This is a genomic window from Streptomyces sp. NBC_01171 (genome assembly GCF_045039805.1).
In the GTDB taxonomy this organism is placed as follows: Bacteria; Actinomycetota; Actinomycetes; order Streptomycetales; family Streptomycetaceae; genus Streptomyces.
In genome coordinates this window covers 5,343,621-5,366,514 of the sequence record NZ_CP108609.1, presented here as the reverse complement: position 1 = coordinate 5,366,514, position 22,894 = coordinate 5,343,621, and the positions used below count along the sequence as shown (strand labels likewise).

Below are 22,894 nucleotides of genomic sequence, written 5' to 3'. Positions count from 1 at the left end.
CCCCTCAGCCCTTGGCCACGGCACGCAGCCGGTCCACCACGTCCGCCCGCAGCTCGGCCGGTTCCAGCACCACCACGTCCGGCCCGAACTCCACCAGCCAGGCATCCAGCCCGTGCCCGTACGGAATCTCCAACTCGTCCCAGCCGTCGCCCAGTTCGCGCACCTTGGTGGCCCTGGCCCGCAAGGGGTAGCCGGCCCCGGAGCGCAGCCGGATCAGCGCGGAGCGGTCGGCGGTCTCCCCCGCCCAGCCCCGGACGGTCTCCCGCACGGTCACCACGTCCGGCACCGGCGCGGTGAAGCCCGTACCGCGGGCGCGGACCTTGCCGGTGATCCGGGACAGCCGGAAGACCCGCTCCGCACCGCGCTCGCGGTCGAAGCCGGCCAGGTACCAGTGGCCGCGCCAGCACTCCAGCGCCCACGGCTCGACGTGCCGGGTCTCGGGGTGCGCGGCGGACGCCTTGCGGTAGTCGAAGACCACCGGGCGGCGGTCCCGGCAGGCCAGCATCAGCGGCTCGAACGCGGCCTCGTGCACCGGGATGCGCGGCTCCAGCGCGCCGTGTGAACCGTAGGGGTCGACGTCCTCGGGCAGCCCGGCCGCGCGCAGCTTCTGCAGGGCGCCGCTGGCCGCGCCGGCCAGGCGGGCCTGCTGCCACACCTTGGCGGCCAGGCCCAGGGCGGCGGCCTCCTCGGCGTCCAGGGTGATCGCGGGCAGCCGGTTGCTGTCACGGCGCGCGAGATAGCCGACCTCGCCCTCGAGGTTCTCCACGGTCTCGATGACCAGGCCCAGCTCGCGCAGGTCGTCCTTGTCCCGTTCGAACATGCGGTTGAAGGAGTCGTCCGACCCCGCTTCCAGGTACGCCTCGATGGACCCGCGCAGCTCGCGCTTGCTGAGCGGCCGCCGTGCGCCGAGCAGGCACAGCGCGAGGTTCATCAACCGCTCGGCCTTGGCAATGGCCATCGACGCCCTACGCCTTCCCTCATGTGCTTCCGACCGTCGACCGTACCGCTCCCAGGTGGCGCGGCAAAAGCCGAAGCAAAGAATGGGGGCCATCACGGACGAGGGCGGTCAAAGAAGAAGGGCCCGCACGCCAGGCGCGGGCCCCACTTCATTCAGAAACGATCAGGCGTGACCGGTCGGGTCAGCGCTTGCCGACGCCCACGAGGTCGCAGACGAAGATCAGCGTCTCGCCCGGCGCGATCCGGCCACCGGCACCCCGGTCGCCGTAGGCGAGGTGCGCGGGGATCACGAGCTGGCGGCGGCCGCCGACCTTCATGCCCTGCACACCCTTGTCCCAGCCCTGGATGACCTGGCCGACACCGAGCTGGAAGTCCAGCGGCGTGCCGCGGTTCCAGGACGCGTCGAACTCCTCACCCGTGGAGAACGCGACGCCCACGTAGTGCACCTTGACGACGTCGCCCGCCTCGGCGACCTCGCCGTCGCCCTCCCAGATGTCCTTGATCTCAAGGTCCTTCGGCGGCTCGCCGCCCGGAAAGTCGACCTCGGGCTTGTCGATGCTCACGTCAAAAGCTCCTGCGTGTGTACGAAACGAAACATGGACAGTCTGTCATCCCCGCAGCTCCGGCGCCCGGCGCGCTACATCGCCGCGAGGATGTCCACCGTGAAGACCAGCGTGGCGCCCTTCTTGATACCGCTCCCGCTCGGCGGGTTGTCGCCGTAGCCCAGGTCCGGCGGCACCACGATCAGCACCCGGCTGCCGACCTTCTTCCCCGTGACCCCCTGCGCCAGACCCTTGACGACCTGCTCCATCTGCTCCACCGAGAACTGGCTCAGGCGCCCGGAGCCGTACGTCTTCTGGAACGTCCGGCCGCCCTGCCACTCCAGCCCCTGGAACTGGCACAGGATCGCCTGCTTCTTGGTGACCTCGTCCCCGTCACCCTCGAGGATGTAGTTCGACACCAGCTTCTTCGGCGGGTCCGACTTCGGCAGCGTCACCTTCGGCACATTGCCGTCCGTGTTCGTGGCCACCTTGGGCAGGGCCGGGTCCGTCTGCGGGACCTCCTTGCCCTTCGCCGAGCTCTTGGTGTTGTAGGAGTCCAGCAGATCGATCACGAACACCAGCGTGTCCGTGCCCTTGATCCCCGCCTGCTCGTTGCCCGACGGCCCGTACCCCCAGGTCGGCGGCACCGCGATCTCCACCCGGCTGCCGATCTTCTTCCCGGTCAGCGCGTACCGCCAGCCGTCGATGATGCTGCCCTGCGCCAACTGGAGCACCAGCGGATTACGGTCGTAGGAATTGTCGAAGACCTTCCCCGAGCTCCAGATCTGGCCCAGGTAGTTCGCCTTGATGAAGTCGTTCTCCGCCACCGTCCGGCCGTTGCCCGCGATCACCGTCTTGACCGCCAGGTCCTTCGACGGCTCCCCCGTCCCCTTGGCGACCGTCGGCTTCTCCCCGAACTTCGTCCCCGCCGTGATCGCCGGCAGCGGACCCTCCACGATCTTCGGCGGCGGAGGAGACGACGCCGACGGCGAGGGGGACGCACTGCTCTTGCTGGACTTCGAATCGCCGTCGCCGCACCCGGCGAGCGTGACCAGTCCAGCGGGAACGGCGGCCATGAGGAGTGAGCGTCGGCGCACGGGAGATGCCTCGTAATCGGTCGATCTTGCGGATTGGTGCGCGCAACTCTACGGCGTGACAAGGGCGCCGTACGGGAAACGTACGGCGCCCGTGTGGCGCTGACGGCAATACGGCGCCGAAAGCCGCGGCCGGAGGGGCCGCTCCTACATTCCGGCGATCAGTTTCTCCACCCGGTCGTCCACCGAACGGAACGGGTCCTTGCACAACACCGTGCGCTGCGCCTGGTCGTTGAGCTTCAGATGCACCCAGTCGACCGTGAAGTCCCGGCGCTGTTCCTGCGCCCGCCGGATGAAGTCACCGCGAAGCCGCGCCCGAGTCGTCTGCGGCGGCACCGACTTGCCCTCGAAGATCTTCAGGTCATTGCAGATCCGCGCCGCCTGACCCTTCTTCTCCAGCAGGTAGTACAGCCCACGACGCCGGTGGATGTCGTGATACGCGAGGTCTATCTGCGCGACCCGCGGGTGCGACATCGTCATGTTGTGCTTCTCGCGGTACCGCTCGATGAGCTTGTACTTCATCACCCAGTCGATCTCGGTACCGATCCGGTCCAGGTCCTCCGTCTCGATCGCGTCCAGCGTCCGGCCCCACAGCTCCAGCACCTGCGCGACCGTGCCCGTACGGATGCCCCGGCGGTCGCAGAAGTCCACCGCCTTGTCGAAGTACTCGCGCTGCACCTCCAGCGCCGACGCCTCCCGGCCACTGGCCAGACGCACCTTGCGCCGGCCGGTGATGTCATGGCTGACCTCGCGGATCGCCCGGATCGGGTTCTCCAGCGTCAGATCCCGCATCACCGTGCCCGCCTCGATCATGCGCAGCACCAGATCGGTGGCGCCGACCTTCAGCAGCATCGTCGTCTCGGACATGTTCGAGTCGCCCACGATGACATGCAGGCGCCGGTAACGCTCGGCGTCCGCGTGCGGCTCGTCACGGGTGTTGATGATCGGCCTCGAACGCGTCGTCGCCGACGACACGCCCTCCCAGATGTGCTCCGCCCGCTGGCTCACGCAGTACACCGCACCACGCGGCGTCTGGAGCACCTTGCCCGCCCCACACAGCAACTGCCGGGTCACCAGGAACGGGATGAGGATGTCCGCGAGCCGGGAGAACTCCCCGTGCCGCGCCACCAGATAGTTCTCGTGGCAACCATAGGAGTTGCCCGCCGAGTCGGTGTTGTTCTTGAAGAGGTAGACGTCGCCCGCGATTCCCTCCTCGTGCAGGCGTCGTTCCGCGTCCACCAGGAGTCCCTCGAGAATGCGCTCGCCGGCCTTGTCGTGGGTGACCAACTCGGTCACATTGTCACACTCGGGTGTCGCGTATTCCGGATGTGAGCCCACGTCGAGATACAGCCGAGCGCCGTTCCGCAGAAAGACATTGCTGCTGCGGCCCCATGACACGACACGGCGGAAGAGGTACCGCGCCACCTCGTCAGGAGACAGACGCCGCTGTCCCCTGAACGTGCACGTGACGCCGTACTCGTTCTCCAGCCCGAAAATGCGGCGGTCCATGACTGAACATTACGCCCGATCCCCTGAACTGAAACGGGGTTCGGCAGCACGATCTGGATCATTTTCCGATGAAGCCGCAACCACACCGCCCCCGACAGGAGCCGTCAGCACCCGTCCCGTGGCCAGCAGCACCAGCAACGACACACCCCCCGCCACCCCCGGCAGCGCGAACCCCCATGACGCACCACCCGACTGGACCACCGGCCCCGCGAGCCCCGTCCCCACCGACGCACCCACCATGAACGTCGTCACCAGCCACGAGAACGCCTCCGTCACCGTCCCCACCGGAGCATGCCGGTCCACGATGATGAACGCGCACGCGATGCACGGCGCCAGGAACACCCCCGACACCACCGACAGCAGCACCATCGGCACCACGCCCGGCATCCACCACAGCGGCAGGTAACACACCGCCAGCAGCGCCACCAGCACCCTGAGCCGCCGCTCCGGCACCCCGGACCACCGCCGCGCCCCGTACACCGTCCCGCCGGCCAGCGCGCCGAGGCCCAGCCCCGCCATCATCCAGCCGTACACCGCGTCACCACCGTGCCCGTCCGCGTACGACACCGACGCCACCGTGATCGAGCCCATCGCGATCCCCACGAACAGGAACGCCCCCAGCAGCGCCAGCAGCCCCCGCGACCTCAGCGCGCCCAGCCAGTGCGCCTCCCGGGGCTCCGAGCGCCACGCCCGCGACGGCGCCGACACCACCACCGACAGCGCCCCCAGCACCCCCACCACGTTCAGCACCAGCAGCGCCGCCCGCTCCGACCACACCGACACGCACAGCGTCACCAGCAGCGGCCCGACCGTGAACATCACCTCCTGCGCCACAGCGTCCAGCGCGTACGCCGTGTGCACCTGGTCCCCCCGGCGCAGCACCGACGGCCACAGCGCCCGCAGCCCGCCCTCCAGCGGCGGAGTGCACAGCCCCGCCAGCGCCACCAACGCGTAGGCGAGCCCCAGCGGACCGATCCCGCAGAACGCGAACCCCGCCATCGCCAGCGCCGACGCCACCGCCGCCGGCAACTGCACCCGCGGCTGCCCGTACAGGTCCACCAGCCGCCCCAGCAGCGGCTGCCCCACCGCGTTCGCCACCCCGTACACCGCCGCCAGCGCGCCCGCCAGGCTGTACGTACCGCCCTCCGCGCGCACGAACAGCACCATGGCGATCGGCGCCGTGGCGTTGGGCAGCCGGCCCACCAGCGTCCCCGTCAGCAGGCGCAGCGCATGCCGCGCCCGCAGGATCTCCAGATAACCCGTCGCCATGTCCCGCCCCTTCAGCGGCCGCTCCGGACCGCCGCGACGTCTCCGAAGTGTTACGTATAACTACCGCTTTCATACGTACCATGTGCGCTGTCCGACCGTCCACACAGCACCCAGTCCACAGCACTCAGAGGAGCACGCCCGCGGTGGCACGCAGCAGCACGCGCCCGACCAGCCGTGACGTCGCCCGCGCGGCCGGAGTCAGCCAGGCCGCCGTCTCACTCGTCCTCGGCGACAAATGGCGCGGCCGCGTCTCCGAGACCACCGCCCAGCGCGTACGCCAGGCCGCCACCGACCTCGGCTACCGCCCCAACCTCGCCGCCCGCAACCTCCGCCTCGGCCACACCCGCACCGTCCTCCTCGTCGTCCCCGCCCTCACCACCGAGTTCTTCGCCGGCGTCTACACCGGAGCCGCCCGCGTCGCCGCCGAACACGGCTTCGGCGTCGTCCTCTACCCCTCCCCCGAAGGCGTCGGCCCCGCCCGCGACCCCTTCGCCAGCGCCCAGGCCGCCCTCGACGGCGTCATCGCCTCCTCCATGGCCGCCGACGCCCTCACCGCCATCAGCGGCGACCAGCTCCCCCTCGTCATGCTCGACAGCGACCCCGCCGGCAGCCTCGGCGCCGCCACCGTCAACCTCGACATCACCGACGGCGTCCGCCAGGTCACCGACCACCTCCTCGGCCTCGGCCACCGCCACCTCCTCCACCTCGCCGCCGACGTACCCTCCTGGACCTTCGAGATCCGCGCCCGCGAACTCGCCGACCGCCTCGCCGCCGCACCCGGCACCCGGCTCACCACCGCCCACGCGCCCATCACCATCGACGCCGCCCGCGCCGCCACCGAGGCCGCGCTCACCGCCCCCGGCCCCCGCCCCACCGCCATCGTCTGCGACGACGACAAACTCGCCGCCGGCGCCTACAAGGCCGCCCGCCGCCTCGGCCTGCGCATCCCCGACGACATCTCCGTCACCGGACTCGACGACCTCGCCCTCGCCACCGCCCTCGACCCCGAACTCACCACCGTCCGCCTCGACGCCGAACTCTTCGGCGAACGCGGCATGCAGGCCCTCCTCGCCGTCCTGGACGGCCGTGAGCCCGCACACGGGGACATCCCGGTCCAGCTCATCCCCCGCGCCTCCACGGCCCCACCACGGCCCTCCTGAGGCCCCTCCCGCGCCACCCACACAAAGGGCCCCCGACCGGAATCCGGTCGAGGGCACCTGAACAACACCACGCGGGCGCGCGCGTCACTCCTTCGCGGGGCCCGAACCACCCGACGCACCCGACGCGTCCTCCGGGTCGTCCGCGCTCTCCGCCTCGGTCGCCGCGCCGTTCGCCGCCAGCAACCGCGACAACTGACCGCCCACGATCCGCTTGAACTTCCGCTTCTGCGGGCGCGTCCGGTCCAGCACCGCCACCTCCAGACGCTCCGCGGGAATCTCCCGCTCGCCTCCGTTGGTGTCCCGCGACAACGCCTGCACCGCCAGCTTCAGCGCCTCCGCCAGACTCATCCCGTCCCGGTGCCGCTGGTCCAGGAACGTGCTGATCTGCTCCGCGTTACCGCCGACCGCCACCGAACCGTGCTCGTCCACGATGGAACCGTCGTGCGGCAGCCGGTAGATCTGGTCACCCTCCGGAGTCGCACCGACCTCCGCGACCACCAGCTCCACCTCGTACGGCTTCTCCGCCGCCGAGGAGAAGATCGTGCCCAGCGTCTGCGCGTACACGTTCGCCAGACCACGCGCGGTCACGTCGTCACGGTCGTAGGTGTAACCCCGCAGATCCGCGTACCGCACACCACCGATGCGCAGATTCTCGTACTCGTTGTACTTGCCGGCGGCCGCGAAGCCGATCCGGTCGTAGATCTCGCTGAACTTGTGCAGCGCACGGGACGGGTTCTCACCGACGAACACGATGCCGTCGGCATACTGCATGACCGCCAGGCTGCGACCGCGCGCGATGCCCTTGCGGGCGTACTCGGCGCGGTCCGCCATGGCCTGCTGGGGTGAGACATAGAACGGCGTCGACACCGGTTATCCGTCCCTTTCTGTCATGGTCACTGGGATCACCTCACTGCGAAGACCGGCACGCCCGCTCAGAGCAGGGCGGCCCGAGGACCGTCCGGCTCTTCCAGCCGCCGCTGGAGCACCGCGCGCGACAGCTCGGACGCCTCCTGCTCCGACAGCCTGCGGAAACCCTCGTCGGTGATCACCGTGATGATCGGATAGATCCGGCGCGCGACATCGGGACCACCGGTCGCCGAGTCGTCGTCGGCCGCGTCGTACAGCGCCTGCACCACCAGGGTGGTGGCCTCTTCCGCGGTCAGGTCGTCACGGAAGAGCTTCTTCATCGCACCGCGCGCGAACACCGAGCCCGAACCGGTCGCCGCGAAGTTGTGCTCCTCGCTGCGGCCGCCCGTCACGTCGTACGAGAAGATGCGGCCCCGCTCGCGGTCCAGGTCGTACCCCGCGAACAGGGGGACCACGGCCAGACCCTGCATAGCCATGCCTAGGTTGGAGCGGATCATCGTCGACAGGCGGTTCGCCTTGCCCTCCAGGGAGAGCTGCGCGCCTTCGACCTTCTCGAAGTGCTCCAGCTCCAACTGGAAGAGCTTCACCATCTCCACGGCCAGGCCCGCGGTGCCGGCGATGCCGACCGCGGAGTACTCGTCCGCCGGGAAGACCTTCTCGATGTCCCGCTGGGCGATGACGTTGCCCATGGTGGCCCGGCGGTCACCGGCGAGGACGACGCCCCCGGGGAACGTCACGGCCACGATCGTCGTCCCGTGCGGGGCCTCGATCACGCCCTGCACCGGCGGCAGCGTCCGCTTGCCCGGCAGCAGCTCCGGCTGGTGGTCCGACAGGAAGTCCATGAAGGAGGACGACCCAGGCGTCAGGAAGGCAGCTGGTAGACGCCCGGTGCCACGAGTATTGGCTTCCACGAGTTTCCTTCCAGATAGGCGGCGGCCCGGCGTACGGCCTCGGGGTCGTCCCCCAGCTTGCCGATGGCCGAATTGCAGTTGAAGCACAGTACGCCTCGGACCCTACCCGTCTTGTGGCAGTGATCCACATGTGCGGCCGGGGCATTCAGACAGATCACACAGAGCCCGCGCTGAGAGGCGACCATCGCATCCCGCTCGGCCTCGGTGAGGCCGTAACTGCGTTTGAGATGACCGGCGCGGCCCTCCGCCGCCCGGCATGACTTGCAGCGCGTTGACAGCCCGTCCGAGGCCGACGAGTTGCGGTGCCATTCGGCCCAGGGTTTGACCTCGCCGCACTTCAGGCAGAGCTTGTGCCCGGACGGGACGTCCACTTTTTCCCGAGCCGGCTTCCCCATGGCTTCCCGGCGGCGCCGGTAATGCGCGGCGCCGTATTCCGCCACGCACTCCCGGCAATACACCTGAAGGCCGTCACGTCGGTTCCGGTCCCGCGCAAACGCTGCGGGAGGCAGCTCCCGCTCACACTTCCCGCAGCGTTTCGCGTTCGGTTCCTCGACCACCCGACTCCCCCGCACCCTTCACTTCGAAGGTGAAACCGCCCACCTGCCTCTATTCCCCGCCTTTTTGCACGAAGCTTCGCACGAAGTCCTCGGCGTTTTCCTCGAGTACGTCATCGATTTCGTCCAGGACCGAGTCCACGTCGTCGGTCAGTTTTTCCTGTCGTTCCTTGAGGTCTTCGGAGCCCTGTGCTTCCTGGGCCTGCTCCTCGACCTCTTCGGTGGAGCGTGTGGCCTTCTGCTGGCCGCCGCCGGTGTCCTTGGTCGCCATAACCCTCACCCCGCTCAGTTCGCCGTTCGGTGATGATCAGACCCTACAAGCCGGGTCCGACATCGGCCCCGTAGTTCCGGGAACGTACGGGGGCCATCTCGATGATTCCCTGACGCCGGGATTTCCACCCTGCGAAGGGAGCCGAATCAATGCCCCGGACCGGGGTTTCAATTGCCGGACAGCACCCTGACCAGCTCGTCCGCCGTCCGGCACCGGTCCAGCAGCTCCTTGACGTGATTTCGCGTTCCGCGAAGAGGTTCCAGGGTTGGCACCCGCTGGAGCGAATCGCGGCCGGGGAGGTCGAAGATGACCGAGTCCCAGGAGGCCGCGGCCACGTCGTCCGCGTACTGCTCCAGGCACCGTCCCCGGAAGTAGGCCCGAGTGTCCTCCGGCGGCTTCGTACGCGCCCGCTCGACCTCCGCGTCGTCCAGCAGCCGCTTCATGCGGCCCTTGTCGACCAGGCGGTTGTAGAGACCCTTCTCGGGGCGTACGTCGGCGTACTGGAGGTCGACCAGGTGCAGCCGGGGCGCGTCCCAGTCGAGGTCGTCGCGGCGGCGGTAGCCCTCCATGAGCTGCCGCTTGGCGACCCAGTCGAGTTCCGCTGCCAGGCTCATGGGGTCCCTCTCCAGCCGGGTGAGGGTGTCCTCCCAGCGGACGAGGACGTCCTTGGTCTGGTCGTCGGCGTCGGCGCCGTAGCGCTCCTCCACGTATTTGCGGGCCAGCTCGAAGTACTCCATCTGCAACTGCACGGCGGTGAGCGTGCGCCCGCTGCGCAGCGTGACGAGGTGCTGGAGGGAGGGGTCGTGGGAGACCTGGTGGAGGGTGCGGACGGGCTGGTCCACGGCGAGGTCCACCGCGATGAAGTTGTCCTCGATCATGGAGAGGACCAGTGCGGTGGTGCCCAGCTTGAGGTAGGTGGAGATCTCCGAGAGGTTGGCGTCGCCGATGATCACATGGAGGCGGCGGTACTTCTCGGCGTCCGCGTGGGGTTCGTCGCGGGTGTTGATGATGGGCCGCTTGAGGGTGGTCTCCAGGCCGACCTCGACCTCGAAGTAGTCGGCGCGCTGGCTGAGCTGGAAGCCGTGTTCGTGGCCGTCCTGCCCGATGCCGACGCGGCCGGCGCCCGCGAAGACCTGGCGGGAGACGAAGAACGGCGTCAGGTGGCGCACGATGTCCGAGAAGGCGGTCTCCCGCTTCATCAGGTAGTTCTCGTGCGTGCCGTAGGAGGCGCCCTTGTTGTCGGTGTTGTTCTTGTAGAGGTGGATGGGCTGGGCGCCGGGCAGCGCCGCGGCCCGTTCGGCGGCCTCGGCCATGATGCGTTCGCCCGCCTTGTCCCAGAGGACGGCGTCGCGCGGGTTGGTGACCTCGGGGGCGCTGTATTCGGGGTGGGCGTGGTCGACGTAGAGCCGGGCGCCGTTGGTGAGGATGACGTTGGCGAGGCCGATGTCCTCGTCGGTGAGCTGGCTGGAGTCGGCGGCCTCCCGGGCGAGGTCGAAGCCTCGCGCGTCGCGCAGCGGGTTCTCCTCCTCGAAGTCCCAGCGGGCCCGGCGGGCCCGGTGCATCGCGGCCGCGTAGGCGTTGACGATCTGGGACGAGGTGAGCATGGCATTGGCATTGGGGTGGCCGGGGACGGAGATGCCGTACTCCGTCTCGATGCCCATTACTCGCCGTACGGTCATGCGGCCCTCCTTGCCCGGCGGCACCCTCTGTCTTGGGTGCCGCTCGCGTACCGCTGGCGCTCCGGTGCGTGTGCGGTGCCCGTCCCCGCACTGCGCGACTCGGCGGTAGGAAAGAGCCTAGAACGCCTTTGCACTGGTGGGGAGATCATTTGCGTCATTGACTGCTCCGGTCGTGGCCTGAAAAGCGAGCGGCTGCGGATGCCCGTGGCGGGCACCCGCAGCCGCTCCGCCTTTTACAGGTATTGACCGGTGTTCGCCACCGTGTCGATGGACCGTCCGGTGTCCGCGCCCTGCTTTCCGGTGATGAGGGTGCGGATGTAGACGATCCGCTCGCCCTTCTTTCCGGAGATACGGGCCCAGTCGTCGGGGTTGGTGGTGTTGGGCAGGTCCTCGTTCTCCTTGAACTCGTCCACGCATGCCTGGAGGAGGTGGGAGACGCGGAGGCCCTTCTGGCTCTTGTCGAGGAAGTCCTTGATCGCCATCTTCTTGGCGCGGCCCACGATGTTCTCGATCATGGCGCCGGAGTTGAAGTCCTTGAAGTAGAGGACTTCCTTGTCTCCGTTGGCGTAGGTGACTTCCAGGAAGCGGTTTTCCTCGGATTCGGCGTACATCTGCTCGACCGCCGTCTGGATCATGCTCTGGACGGTGATCTCCTTGTCGCCGCCGTGCTCGCCGAGGTCGTCGGAGTGCAGCGGGAGGCGCTCTGTGAGGTACTTGCCGAAGATGTCCTTGGCGGCTTCGGCGTCCGGGCGCTCGATCTTGATCTTCACGTCGAGCCGGCCGGGCCGGAGGATGGCGGGGTCGATCATGTCCTCGCGGTTGGAGGCGCCGATGACGACCACGTTCTGGAGGCCCTCGACACCGTCGATCTCCGCGAGGAGCTGGGGGACGATGGTGTTCTCGACGTCGGAGCTGACGCCGGAGCCGCGGGTGCGGAAGAGGGATTCCATCTCGTCGAAGAAGACGATGACGGGGGTGCCCTCGCTGGCCTTCTCACGCGCACGCTGGAAGACGAGGCGGATCTGCCGCTCGGTCTCACCGACGTACTTGTTGAGCAGCTCGGGGCCCTTGATGTTGAGGAAGAAGCTCTTGCCCTGGGCCTGTCCGGTCACTTCGGCGACCTTCTTGGCCAGCGAGTTGGCGACGGCCTTGGCGATCAGGGTCTTACCGCATCCGGGCGGGCCGTAGAGCAGGACGCCCTTGGGCGGGCGCAGCTCGTGCTCCTTGAAGAGGTCGGGGTAGAGGTAAGGGAGTTCGACGGCGTCGCGGATGGCCTCGATCTGGCCGCCGAGTCCGCCGATCTGTTCGTAGCCGATGTCGGGGACTTCTTCGAGGACGAGTTCCTCGACCTCGCTCTTGGGCACGACTTCGTAGACGTAGCCGGAGCGGGGTTCGAGGAGGAGTGCGTCGCCGGGGCGGATGGTGATGCCCCGGAGCGGTTCGGCGAGCCGGACCACGCGTTCCTCGTCGGTGTGTCCCAGTACCAGGGCGCGTTCGCCGTCCTCGAGGATCTCCTTGAGGGTGACGATGTCGCCGACGCTCTCGTACTCCATGGCCTCGACCACGTTGAGCGCTTCGTTGAGCATGACTTCCTGGCCGCGCCTGAGGTTGTCGAGTTCGACGCTCGGGCTGACGTTGACGCGGAGCTTGCGGCCGCCGGTGAAGATATCGGCGGTGCCGTCCTCGTTGGCCTGAAGGAACGCTCCGAAGCCGGCCGGCGGCTGGGCGAGCCGGTCGACTTCCTCCTTGAGGGCCACGATCTGGTCGCGGGCCTCGCGGAGTGTGTTGGCCAGGCGCTCGTTCTGTGCGGAGACGCCGGCCAGGTTGGTCTGAAGCTCGACGATCCGCTCCTCGAGAATCCTCGTGTGCCGCGGAGAGTCGGCGAGCTTGCGGCGCAGGACGGCGATCTCCTGCTCAAGATAGGCGATCTGCCCGGCAGGGTCGTCGGACCCTCGTCCCGAGCGGATGCCGCGGTTGATGTCGTCGTCGTGGGCTGCCACGGTCCTCACCTCCTCCAAGGGGAGCTGGACGCTTCCAGACCCTACCTGGGTGGGTGTCGATTGAAACCCCTAGATCACAAAGACTGTCAAGGTGTGTCGTCGGTCACCCGGTGCGCTCCCTCTCGCACGGAGGGGATACCCACTGAACGTGATGCGGAAGCCGCTTGTTCCGGGTGATCCGGTGGCCGGCGGGCGCAGACGGTGGGAAAGCGGGCGGCGGAGGTAGGGTCGGGGTGTTCGACAGCCGCCGGCCGCTCGGGTCCGGCGAATTGAGGTCAGGAGAGATGAGCGTGCAGCAGGAGGCCCCGGACGGCGAGGCGCTGGAGGTCTGGATCGACCAGGACCTGTGTACCGGTGACGGGATCTGCGCCCAGTACGCGCCGGAGGTGTTCGAGCTGGACATCGACGGGCTGGCCTATGTGAAGGACGGCGACGACGAGTTGCTCCAGGCCGTGGGGGCGACGACGCCGGTGCCGCTGCCGCTGCTCACGGATGTGGTGGACTCGGCGAAGGAGTGTCCGGGGGCGTGCATCCATGTGCGCCGTGTTTCGGACAAGGTCGAGGTGTTCGGGCCCGAGGCGGACTGACGTCCACTGGACGGACCCTTTGCGAGGACGCGCGCGTGCGGTGGCATGCGCGCGTCTCGTGCGTTGGGGGGTCAGACGCCTCGGGTGTCGGCCGGGGTGGAGCGCAGGAAGGCGTGGCCGTTCCAGCGCCAGGCGGCGGGTTTCTTCACGTCGGGGCAGCAGCTCGGTACGTCGTCGGTCGAGTAGCCGAGCAGGGTGGCCGTCACGGTGCGGTCGCCGATGGCGAGGTCGGTGGCGGTGAGGCGGTCGGCGGGCTGGACGAGGGTGGCGACGACGCGGGGGCTGCCGTCGGTGGCGTTGCGGGTGAGGACGTAGACGGCGTCGGGCGGGGTGCCCATGGCGGCGTCGCAGTGGACGACGGCGACCGTCTCGGGTTTGCCGTCGCCGTCGAGGTCGCCGCTGGTCTTCCGGGCGACGACGGCTTTGACGGGGCCGCAGTCGAGCGGGAAGGCGACGCCGGTGGTGCCGGGCGGGGTGGTGGCGGTGGGCGCGGGGGCGGGCCTGGCCTCGGTGGCGGTGGTCGGCTGGGCCGCGGTGGCCGGGCCGGGCTGTACGAGGGAGGACAGTGCGATCACGCCGGCGACCGCGGTGGCCGTGGCGACCCAGTGGATGGGCCGGGTGTCCGTGCGGGCGAGCTCCGGGACGGCGGATTGCTGCACTAGGAGGGTCTCCTGTGGGGCTGTGCCGGTGAAGGGGTGGCCAGCATGGTGTCACACGTCACGGTGGGTGGGAACGGCGGGGGCGGGTGCGGATTCGGCGGGGTGCGGGGGCGTCTTGACGAGGGGTGACGCGAGGGCGCCGTGTCCCTGGTTCCCGTGGTGGCGGGAGGTGGGGGCACGGCGCCCTGGTGTGGTGCGGGGTGGGTGCGGGTCAGCGGCCCGCGCCGCCGTCGGCGTTGGGGCCGGCGTAGTCCTCGCCGTAGGCGCCCTTGGCGGGGCGGCGGCGGCGCATGGGCGGCTCGACGCCGTCGGCGAGGCGGCGGGCGGTGAGCAGGAAGCCGGTGTGGCCGATCATGCGGTGGTCCGGGCGGACGGCCAGGCCCTCGATGTGCCAGTTGCGGATCATCGTCTCCCAGGCGGTCGGCTCGTTGAAGCAGCCGATCTCGCGGATGGACTCGACGGTCCGGGCGAGCTGGGTGGTGGTGGCGACGTAGGCGCAGAGGATGCCGCCGGGGACGAGTGCCTTGGAGACGGCCTCCAGGCATTCCCAGGGGGCGAGCATGTCGAGGATGACGCGGTCGACGTCGGTGTCGGACAGGTTGTCCTGGAGGTCGCCGACGGTGAGCTGCCAGGCGGGGTGTTCACCGCCGAAGTAGCGCTCGACGTTCTGCTTGGCGATCTCGGCGAAGTCCTCGCGGCGCTCGTAGGAGTGCAGCATGCCCTGGTCGCCGATGGCGCGCAGCAGGAAGCTGCTCAGCGAGCCGGAGCCCACGCCCGCCTCGACGACGCGGGCGCCGGGGAAGATGTCGGCGAAGGCCAGGATCTGCCCCGCGTCCTTGGGGTAGACCACGGCGGCGCCGCGGGGCATGGACAGGACGTAGTCGGGGAGCAGGGGGCGCAGCGCGAGGTAGGCGACGTTGCCGGTGGTGCGGACAACGCTGCCCTCGGGAGCGCCGATCAGTTCGTCGTGCGGGAAGGAGCCCTTGTGGGTGTGGAAGTTCTTCCCGGCTTCGAGCGTGAACGTGTAGTGGCGGCCCTTGGGGTCGGTCAGCTGAACCTGGTCCCCGACCTTGAAGGGCCCGCGCCTGCGGGCGGCACCGGTCGGTTCGGACATGTGACCAGCTTACCGGCAGCGGCGGGGGGCGAGGACCATGATCCCCGGTGCGCTCAGGAGGGGCGGGCCATGGCCTTGACGAAGGCCCGTTCGACGTCCGCCGCCGAGAGGACGCCGTAGATCTCGCCGGTGTTCTCGACCACCAGGTACTCGGTCGCGGGGGTGGCTCGGAGGGTGTCCAGGAGTTCCTCGCCCGAGAGTTCGGCGGAGACGCGCATACCGTCAGTGAGGTCCTGGGCGAGTTCGCTGACGGGGACCCAGGGGCGGCGGTGTTCGGGGACGCCGACGATGGCGGCCTCCCGGACGAGGGAGAGGGGGGTGCCGTCGGCGTCGACGACGACGAGGGCGCGGGCGCCGGCGGCGTTGGCGCGGCGCAGGCCCTCGGAGAGGGGGGTGTCGGTCTGGACGGGGACGGCGCGGCGGGTGAGGGTGCGGGCGCGGAGGTCGGGGAGGTGTTCGCGCAGCCGGGCCATGCGGAGGCTGTTGCCGGCGCCGGTCCAGATGATGGCGGCGAGGATCGCGGCGAGCAGGGCGTCGGTGACGGTGTCCATGCCGCTGACGTCCCGGTCGCCGCCGAGGGCGCCGGACTGGTTGAGCAGGGGCAGTCCGATGAGGACGGAGACGGCGAGGGCGCGGCCGACCCAGGCGGCGGCGACGGTGCCGGTCATGGGGCGGCCGGTGATCTTCCAGACGACGGCGCGGAGCATGCGGCCGCCGTCGAGCGGGAGGCCGGGCAGGAGGTTGAAGATCGCGACGATGAGGTTGGAGATCATCAGCCCGGCGAGGAGGACGCCGGGGACGGTGCCGGGCTCGACGGGTTTCAGGGCGAGGTAGAAGAGTCCGGCGAGGACGAGGGAGAGCAGGGGTCCGACGAAGGCGAGGACGAATTCGCGGCCGGGTGTCTCGGCTTCCTTCTCGATCTCGGAGACGCCGCCGAAGAACTGGAGCTGGATGCGGCGGACCGGGAGTTTGAAGCGGAGGGCCGCGATGGTGTGCGCGAGTTCGTGGACGAGGACGGAGGCGTAGAAGGCGACCGCGAAGAAGAGGGAGACGAGGTAGCGCAGGGCGCCGAGTTCGGGCAGGACGCGGTCGAGCTGGCCGCCGAAGACCCAGGTGATGAGGGCGGCGACGAGGAACCAGCTCGGGGCGACGTAGACGGGTACGCCGAAGGGGCGGCCCATGAGGATGCCGCCGCCGGGTTCCTTGGGGCGCTCGGGGGGCGGGTCGGTGCGGGCGATGCCGGCGTGGGCGAGGGAGCGGTGCTCGTGCTCGGTGCGATCCGGGGTGTCGCCGGGTTCGGGCCGTTCGGGACTGCCCTCGTCGTGTTCGGGGTCGTGTTCCGGGTTCGGGGTCGGAGGCACTGGGGGGTGCTCGGCCGGGTGGTTCTCCTCCGGCCGCGGCTGCCCGTTCCCGCCGCTCACGTCCACGGTGTCCCCTCGTTCGAAGCGTCTTCCGCGCGTGGCCGGGCGGAAGGGTCTCGGGTCGATGGTATGCGGCCGGGGTGGCGCGGTCCGCTCCGGCACCCTGGTGTTCCGGGGGCGTCAGGTGCGCGGCTGGGTCGCTGTCGGTGCCGGGCCGTATGGTCTGGGTCATGGAGAGCAGCGGTGTGGACAGTGCCCCCGAGGGCGTTTCGGGTGGCGAGGGCGGCGCGGAGGGTGTCGCGCGGGTCGTCGCGGCGCCGTCGTCGCTGTCTCCCTCGCGGGCGAGCGATTTCATGCGGTGTCCGTTGCTGTACCGGTTCCGGGTGATCGACCGGCTGCCGGAGAAGCCGAGTGAGGCGGCGACGCGGGGCACTTTGGTGCACGCGGTGCTGGAGCGGCTGTTCGACGCGCCGGCGGCGGAGCGTACGGCGCCGACGGCGAAGTCGTTGATCCCGGCGCAGTGGGACCGGTTGCGGGAGAGCCGTCCGGAGGTCTCGGAGCTGTTCGAGGGTGATCCGGAGGGTGAGCGGCTGGCGCGCTGGCTGGGTGAGGCGGAGCGGCTGGTGGAGCGCTGGTTCTCGCTGGAGGACCCGACGCGGCTGGAGCCGGCCGAGCGTGAGCTGTTCGTGGAGACGGAGCTGGATTCGGGGCTGCGGCTGCGCGGGATCATCGACCGGGTGGATGTGGCGCCGACGGGTGAGGTGCGCATCGTCGACTACAAGACGGGGAAGGCGCCGCGCCCGGAGTACGCGGAGGACGCGCTGTTCCAGATGAAGTTCTACGCGCTGGTGGTGTGGCGGCTGAAGCGGGTGGTGCCGCGCCGGCTGCAGCTCGTGTATCTCGGCAGCGGTGACGTCCTGACGTACGACCCGGTGCCGGCGGATCTGGAGCGGGTGGAGCGGAAGCTGCTGGCGCTGTGGGCGGCGATCCGGGAGGCGACGGAGTCGGGGGTGTGGCGGCCGCGGCCGACGAAGCTGTGCGGCTGGTGCGACCACCAGGCGGTGTGTCCGGAGTTCGGGGGTACTCCCCCGCCGTATCCGCTTCCGGTGAGGGCGGCGGAGTCGGGCGCGTAGGGCGCGGGCAGAATGGGGCCGGTCTAGCGAAGGAGTTCTCACGTGGCCATCCGCGTCCTTTTGGTCGATGACCAGCCGCTGTTGCGTACCGGGTTCCGGATGATCCTGGAGGCGGAGCCGGACATCGCGGTCGTCGGTGAGGCCGGTGACGGTCTTCAGGCGCTCGATCAGGTGCGTGCGCTGCAGCCGGATGTCGTGCTGATGGACATCCGGATGCCCCGGATGGACGGGGTGGAGGCGACCCGGCAGATCACGGGTCCGGAGCGGGACGGTCCGGCGAAGGTGCTGGTGCTGACCACGTTCGATCTGGACGAGTACGTGGTGGAGGCGCTCAGGGCGGGGGCGAGCGGGTTCCTGTTGAAGGACGCGCCCGCGGACGAGCTGGTGCAGGCGATCCGGGTGGTGGCGGCGGGCGAGGCGATGCTGGCGCCGAGCATCACGCGGCGGCTGCTGGACAAGTACGCGACGCATCTGCCGTCGGGTGAGGAGCCGGCGCCGAGCACGCTGCACACGCTGACGGACCGTGAGGTGGAGGTGCTGAAGCTGGTGGCGCGGGGTTTGTCGAACGCGGAGATCGCGGCGGATCTGTTCGTGAGCGAGACGACGGTGAAGACGCATGTGGGGCATGTGCTGACGAAGCTGGGCCTGAGGGACCGGGTGCAGGCGGCGGTGTACGCGTACGAGAGCGGTCTGGTGCGGCCGGGCGCGCAGTAGACACGGCTTGAGGGCGCCTCTCCTGACGGAGGGGCGCCCTCGGTGTTCCCGGACGGGCGTCAGCTCTTGCTGAGTTCCCAGAAGCGGAAGACGGTGGAGGCGTCGAGGCAGTACTCGAGGCCGTAGACGCCGTCCCGGACGACGGCGTACTGCTTGGCCTGCCAGACGGGCAGGATGGGCAGTTCGTCGGCGACGATGTCCTGGAGCTGCGCGAAGTCCTTGTCGGTGGCGGCGCGGTCGCTCTGGGCGGCGGTGGCGGGGAGCAGGGTGCCGGTGAGGCGGCTGTTGTCGTAGTGGTTGGACAGCACGTTGCCCTTGCCGAAGAAGGGGGCGGTGAAGTTGTCGGCGTCCGGGTAGTCGGGCACCCAGCCCTTGACGTAGACGCCGTACTTGCCGGCGGCGATGTCCTTCTCGTACTGGCCGAAGGGGACGGATTTGACGTCGGCTTCGAAGAGGCCGCTGGCGTTGAGCTGGGCGGCGACGGCGCGCAGTTCGGCGTCGGTGGCGGGGCCGTAGCGGGCCGGGGTGGACCACAGGGTCAGCTTGACCTTGCCGCTGATGCCGTCGGCGCGCAGGGCCTGGGCGGCCTTGGCCCTGGAGGGGCGGGCGCCGTAGGTGTCGAAGAAGGCGGTGTTGTGGCCGATGATGCCGGCCGGGATGATCGAGTACAGCGGGGTGGCGGTGCCCTGGTAGACGTTGTGGATGAGGGCGTCGCGGTCGAGCAGGTGGGCGATGGCCTTGCGTACGCCGAGCTTTCCGGCGACGGGGTCCTTCATGTTGAAGACGAGGTGCTGGACCTCGGCGCTGCTGCCCTCGATGACGTCGATGCCCTTGGTGCCTTCCTGGGCGTCGATGTCGGTGATGTCGGTGGCGCTCAGCCCGCGGTAGGCGATGTCGATGTCGCCGCCGAGGAGGGCCTTCTTCAGGGCCTTCTGGTCGCCGTGGAAGAACTTGAGGGTGACGCCGGAGTTCTTGATGTCGGCGGTGCCCTTGTAGTGCGAGTTGACCGAGAAGACGGCCTGACCCTTGTCGAAGGAGTCGAGCTTGTAGGGGCCGGAGCCGATGGCCTTCTCGTCGGTGCGCAGGGCGCCGGCGTCGTACTGGCGGTGGTCGACGATGGAGCCGGCGCCGGAGGCGATCTTGCTGGGGAAGGTCGCGTCGGGGGCGTTGAGGTGGAAGACGACCGTCTTGGCGTCCGGCGTCTCGACCCGCTCCAGCGTCGGGAACATGACAGCCGGACCGGCGGGGTCGTTGATCTTCAGCAGGCGGTCGAAGGAGAACTTGACGTCCTCGGAGGTGAGGGAGTCGCCGTTGCTGAACTTCAGACCGGGCTTCAGTTCGCAGGTGAAGAGGGTGGCCCGGGTGTCACCGAACACGCAGGACTTGGCGAGTTCGGGCTCGGGCTGGGTGCCGCCGTTGGGGAAGCTGAGCAGCGACTGGAAGACGTTGTTGAACAGCAGCCAGGAGCCGGGGTCGTAGCCCGATGCCGGGTCGGTCGCCAGGACGTCGTCGGACATCCCCATCACCACGGCCTGACCGGTGCCCTTGGCATCGTCGGTCCCGGAGCCGCAGCCGGTCAACAGGCCGCAGGCCAGCCCCGCCACGACGGGCAGGACCGGCCACTGGGTGCTCATCTTCACAGCAGTGCCTTGTCGTCGGTTCGTGGCCCGGAGCCGCCGTCGCGGCTCCGGGTACAGGAGACGTCAGCCGCTCACGCCACGGCCGAGCTCCCACAGCTGAAGCGTCGAGGAGGAGTTCAGGGCGTACGAGGTGCCCGTGATGTCGTCCCGTGCGGCGACGTACTGCTTGCCCTGCCACAGCGGCAGCACGGGGACGTCCTCGGCGACGGTGTCCTGGATGTCGGTGAGGCTCTTGGCGGCGTCGAGGCGGTCCGCCTCGCGGCGGGACTCGGGGATCAGCGTCCGCTCGATCGCACTGTTGGTGTACGGCGAGCCGAGGAAGTTGTCCTTGTCGAGGAACGGCGCCAGGAAGTTGTCGGCGTCCGGGAAGTCGGGGAACCAGCCCATGCCGTAGACGTCGTACTGGCCCTTCTGCTCCGCGGGGCGGAAGGTGGCCCAGGGGTGGCCCTGGATGGTGACGTCGAAGACACCGCTGTCGTTGAGCTGCTTCTGGAGGACCTCGAACTCCTGCTTGGTGGCGGAGCCGTAGTGGTCGGTGGTGTAGTGCAGCGTCAGCTTGACCGGGGCGGTGACGCCGGCCTTGGCGAGCAGCGCCTTGGCCTTGGCGGGGCTCGGGTCACCGTACTTGTTGAAGAACGAGTTGGAGTGGCCGGTCAGGGTGGCGGGCACCAGGGAGTACAGCGGCTCGGCCTGGGTGCCGTAGACCTTGGAGACCAGTTCGCCGCGGTTGATGACCTGGGCCATGGCCTGGCGGACGGCCTTGTCCTTCACGGTCGGCGCGGCGGTGTTGAAGGCGAGGTAGCGGATCTCGAGGCCCGGCATGTCGACGAGGTCGGCGTGCCCGTCGGAGCCGCCGTCGAGCTTCTGGATCTGGCTCGGCGACATGGTGCGGCTCATGACGTCGATGTCGCCGCGGTCCAGGGCGGCGCCCATCGCGTCGGCGCCGTCGAAGGAGCGGATCTCCACCTTGTCGTTGTTCAGCTCGGAACTGCCCTTGTACGAGGGGTTCTTGGTGAACGTGGCGCTGACCATGGCGTCGCCCTTGAGCTGGGCCTTGAAGGTGTACGGGCCGGAGCCGTCGACCTCGAAGCCGTCGCGCAGCTTGTCCTTGGCGTAGACCTTGGGGTTGACGATGCCCGCGACCGGGGTGGACAGCTTGAAGGGGAAGGTGGCGTCGGCCGTCTTCAGGTGGAAGATGACCTCGCGGTCGCCCTGCGTCTCGACGGTGTCGACGGTGTTCAGCAGGGCGGCGACACCGCTGTCGGCCTGGAGCTTGATGGCGCGGTCGATGGAGAACTTCACATCGGCGGCGGTGACCGGGTCGCCGGAGGCGAACTTCAGGCCGCTGCGCAGCTTGCAGGCGTAGCGCTCGTTGCCGGTGTCGGTGAAGCTGCAGCTCTCGGCGGCCTCCGGGACGGGGCTGCCCTCGCCCTTGGGCTGGATCATCAGGGTCTGCACGGTCTGGCGCAGGATGTTCCAGGTGCCGACGTCGTAGGCGTAGGCGGGGTCGAGGGGCGCGGGGGCGTCGCTCGTGGCCGTGAACCGGTCCGTGGTGCCGACGACGATGGGGTCGCCGTTCTTGGCCCCGCTGTCGGTTCCGCACGCGGCGAGAACCGGCGTGAGCAGGCCGGCCACTGCCGGCAGCACCAGAGTCTTGCGGTTCATGCGGGACGTTCTCCAGAGCTGTTCGATTCCGTGAACCCGGCAAGCTTCGGATGGGCGCGGCGGATCACGGGGGTTGCTGCGATGTTGTCGCGTCGACATTAGTCCGCGCTCGCAGGGCGTTTCGCGGTCCCGGGAGCTGAGGGCTCATCACGCAGTGAAACCGGGTGTGGACGCACCGAAAAACCGACAGCGGCAGGATTCGTACAACGGTCCATCAATCAGGACACATGGGCCCGCGGGCGATGCGTTCGGCGCCGTTTTCTGCACACGCGGACAGCGTTGTCGAGACCGGTCCGAGTGGCGAACGTCACAGTGTCAACTGCGGTCCGGGATACCGGAATTCAACCGGTTCGACGGGCGGGGAATTTCCGCCGGGGGCGCAACTCCGGTGAATTGCGCCCCTGGTCAGCATTGTTTTCGCACGCTGGGTGAACGCCTAGTGCGCGAGCGTCATCAGGCCGCGCAGAAAAGACAGGTCGACCTGTTCCAGCGAGGGTACGACGGTACGCCGTTCGGCCGGGACGATGGGGGCGATGGAGGGCACCGCGACCACATGACAGCCGGCGGCCTCGGCGGCGGCGACCCCGGTGGCGGTGTCCTCGATGACGGCGCACCGGGCCGGGTCGGCGCCGAGTCCGGCGGCGGCCAGCAGGTAGGGGTCGGGGTGGGGCTTGGTGCGGGAGACCTCGTCGCCGCCGATGGAGAGGCTGAAGTGGTGCGGGCCGAGCGCGGTCAGCACGCGGTCGATGATGCGCCGGTGGGAGGCGGAGACCAGGGCGGTCGGGATGTCGTGCTCGTGGAGTTCGGCGAGCAGCCGGGCGGCGCCGGGCATCAGCGGGAGGTGGCTGCCGATGCGGGCCTCGAAGCCGTCGTTGAGGAGGACGGAGAGTTCGGCGAGGGTGATGGCGGCGCCGGTGGCCTCGATGAGGAAGCCGGCGCTGCGGGTCATGGGGCCGCCGACGACGACGTGCCGCCAGGACTCGTCGAGGGCGTGCCCGAGGGCGGCGAAGACCTCGACCTCGACGTCCCACCAGAAGCCCTCGGTGTCCACCAGGGTGCCGTCCATGTCGAGGAGGACCGCTTGGAGGGCGGAGCCTTCGGCCTTAGGGGTCTCCCCTGATCGAGCGGAGTCGATAGCTTGGGGAAGGTTTCCGAGCGCGGGGACCGTGCTGGTCATCCGGGCGCACCTCCTTGAGGGACGATCAGGC

The 22,894-nt window shown here is 69.4% G+C and carries 21 protein-coding genes; 4 read left to right on the top strand and 17 right to left on the bottom strand.

The annotated features are described in order from the left end of the window. Positions 1–4 precede the first annotated feature (4 nt). The 5 genes from OG448_RS24705 to OG448_RS24685 all read right to left on the bottom strand — a co-directional run bounded on the left by OG448_RS24705 (position 5) and on the right by OG448_RS24685 (position 5,269). Positions 5–958, bottom strand: coding sequence for a helix-turn-helix transcriptional regulator (locus OG448_RS24705; RefSeq protein ID WP_405556947.1), 954 nt, complete (start codon positions 956–958; stop codon positions 5–7). Positions 959–1,139: 181 nt separating this feature from the next. After that, complete coding sequence (locus tag OG448_RS24700; RefSeq protein WP_031180035.1) at positions 1,140–1,520, bottom strand: FKBP-type peptidyl-prolyl cis-trans isomerase; 381 nt, start codon at positions 1,518–1,520, stop codon at positions 1,140–1,142. Positions 1,521–1,594: 74 nt separating this feature from the next. Then, complete coding sequence (locus tag OG448_RS24695) at positions 1,595–2,596, bottom strand: FKBP-type peptidyl-prolyl cis-trans isomerase (RefSeq protein WP_405556945.1); 1,002 nt, start codon at positions 2,594–2,596, stop codon at positions 1,595–1,597. A gap of 144 nt (positions 2,597–2,740) precedes the next feature. After that, entirely contained in the window at positions 2,741–4,102 is a 1,362-nt protein-coding gene (pafA, locus tag OG448_RS24690; protein WP_030812727.1) for a Pup--protein ligase, read from the bottom strand. Positions 4,103–4,111: 9 nt separating this feature from the next. Then, positions 4,112–5,269: an MFS transporter gene (locus tag OG448_RS24685; RefSeq protein WP_405558941.1), complete on the bottom strand. Its 1,158-nt coding sequence runs from the start codon at positions 5,267–5,269 to the stop codon at positions 4,112–4,114. Between the two features lie 245 nt (positions 5,270–5,514). Between OG448_RS24685 and OG448_RS24680 the strand changes: the two genes are divergently transcribed. Beyond that, complete coding sequence (locus OG448_RS24680) at positions 5,515–6,531, top strand: substrate-binding domain-containing protein (RefSeq protein WP_391299811.1); 1,017 nt, start codon at positions 5,515–5,517, stop codon at positions 6,529–6,531. 84 nt (positions 6,532–6,615) lie between these two features. On the opposite strand, the gene prcA is transcribed toward OG448_RS24680, so the two are convergent. The 6 genes from prcA to arc form a co-directional block, all read right to left on the bottom strand. Continuing rightward, positions 6,616–7,398 (bottom strand): proteasome subunit alpha, encoded by a 783-nt coding sequence (gene prcA, locus OG448_RS24675; RefSeq protein WP_405556943.1) that lies wholly within the window; start codon positions 7,396–7,398, stop codon positions 6,616–6,618. Positions 7,399–7,463: 65 nt separating this feature from the next. Further along, positions 7,464–8,309: a proteasome subunit beta gene (prcB, locus tag OG448_RS24670; RefSeq protein ID WP_405556941.1), complete on the bottom strand. Its 846-nt coding sequence runs from the start codon at positions 8,307–8,309 to the stop codon at positions 7,464–7,466. Next, a complete protein-coding gene (locus OG448_RS24665; protein ID WP_405556940.1) occupies positions 8,261–8,749 on the bottom strand; it encodes an endonuclease VII domain-containing protein in 489 nt (162 codons plus the stop codon). Before OG448_RS24665 ends, prcB begins: the two co-directional genes overlap by 49 nt. A gap of 166 nt (positions 8,750–8,915) precedes the next feature. Continuing rightward, a complete protein-coding gene (locus tag OG448_RS24660) occupies positions 8,916–9,134 on the bottom strand; it encodes a ubiquitin-like protein Pup (RefSeq protein WP_405556938.1) in 219 nt (72 codons plus the stop codon). A 167-nt stretch (positions 9,135–9,301) separates the two neighbouring features. Beyond that, positions 9,302–10,813 carry a depupylase/deamidase Dop gene (gene dop, locus OG448_RS24655; protein WP_391299802.1) on the bottom strand — a complete coding sequence of 504 codons (1,512 nt, stop codon included), beginning with the start codon at positions 10,811–10,813 and terminating at the stop codon, positions 9,302–9,304. Positions 10,814–11,046: 233 nt separating this feature from the next. After that, entirely contained in the window at positions 11,047–12,813 is a 1,767-nt protein-coding gene (arc, locus tag OG448_RS24650) for a proteasome ATPase (RefSeq protein WP_030812706.1), read from the bottom strand. Positions 12,814–13,097: 284 nt separating this feature from the next. On the opposite strand from arc, the gene OG448_RS24645 reads away from it, so the two are divergent. Continuing rightward, complete coding sequence (locus OG448_RS24645; RefSeq protein WP_135788180.1) at positions 13,098–13,400, top strand: ferredoxin; 303 nt, start codon at positions 13,098–13,100, stop codon at positions 13,398–13,400. 71 nt (positions 13,401–13,471) lie between these two features. On the opposite strand, the gene OG448_RS24640 is transcribed toward OG448_RS24645, so the two are convergent. From OG448_RS24640 to OG448_RS24630, 3 genes are all read right to left on the bottom strand, one after another. Next, the gene (locus tag OG448_RS24640; RefSeq protein ID WP_405556935.1) at positions 13,472–14,059 is read right to left on the bottom strand and encodes a hypothetical protein; all 588 of its coding nucleotides are present in this window, start codon (positions 14,057–14,059) and stop codon (positions 13,472–13,474) included. Positions 14,060–14,270: 211 nt separating this feature from the next. Continuing rightward, positions 14,271–15,173, bottom strand: a complete 903-nt coding sequence (locus tag OG448_RS24635; protein WP_030812697.1) for a tRNA (adenine-N1)-methyltransferase — start codon at positions 15,171–15,173, stop codon at positions 14,271–14,273. 53 nt (positions 15,174–15,226) lie between these two features. Continuing rightward, on the bottom strand, positions 15,227–16,600 hold the full coding sequence (locus tag OG448_RS24630) for a site-2 protease family protein (protein WP_405556933.1): 1,374 nt from the start codon (positions 16,598–16,600) through the stop codon (positions 15,227–15,229). Between the two features lie 164 nt (positions 16,601–16,764). On the opposite strand from OG448_RS24630, the gene OG448_RS24625 reads away from it, so the two are divergent. Next, positions 16,765–17,667, top strand: a complete 903-nt coding sequence (locus OG448_RS24625) for a RecB family exonuclease (protein WP_405556931.1) — start codon at positions 16,765–16,767, stop codon at positions 17,665–17,667. Positions 17,668–17,709: 42 nt separating this feature from the next. Beyond that, positions 17,710–18,381 (top strand): response regulator, encoded by a 672-nt coding sequence (locus tag OG448_RS24620; protein ID WP_391299794.1) that lies wholly within the window; start codon positions 17,710–17,712, stop codon positions 18,379–18,381. A 59-nt stretch (positions 18,382–18,440) separates the two neighbouring features. On the opposite strand, the gene OG448_RS24615 is transcribed toward OG448_RS24620, so the two are convergent. The 3 genes from OG448_RS24615 to OG448_RS24605 all read right to left on the bottom strand — a co-directional run bounded on the left by OG448_RS24615 (position 18,441) and on the right by OG448_RS24605 (position 22,863). Beyond that, complete coding sequence (locus tag OG448_RS24615) at positions 18,441–20,015, bottom strand: ABC transporter substrate-binding protein (RefSeq protein ID WP_405556928.1); 1,575 nt, start codon at positions 20,013–20,015, stop codon at positions 18,441–18,443. Between the two features lie 69 nt (positions 20,016–20,084). Further along, complete coding sequence (locus tag OG448_RS24610) at positions 20,085–21,686, bottom strand: ABC transporter substrate-binding protein (RefSeq protein WP_405556927.1); 1,602 nt, start codon at positions 21,684–21,686, stop codon at positions 20,085–20,087. A 436-nt stretch (positions 21,687–22,122) separates the two neighbouring features. Continuing rightward, positions 22,123–22,863, bottom strand: a complete 741-nt coding sequence (locus OG448_RS24605) for an HAD family hydrolase (protein WP_405556925.1) — start codon at positions 22,861–22,863, stop codon at positions 22,123–22,125. Between the last annotated feature and the right edge of the window lie 31 nt (positions 22,864–22,894).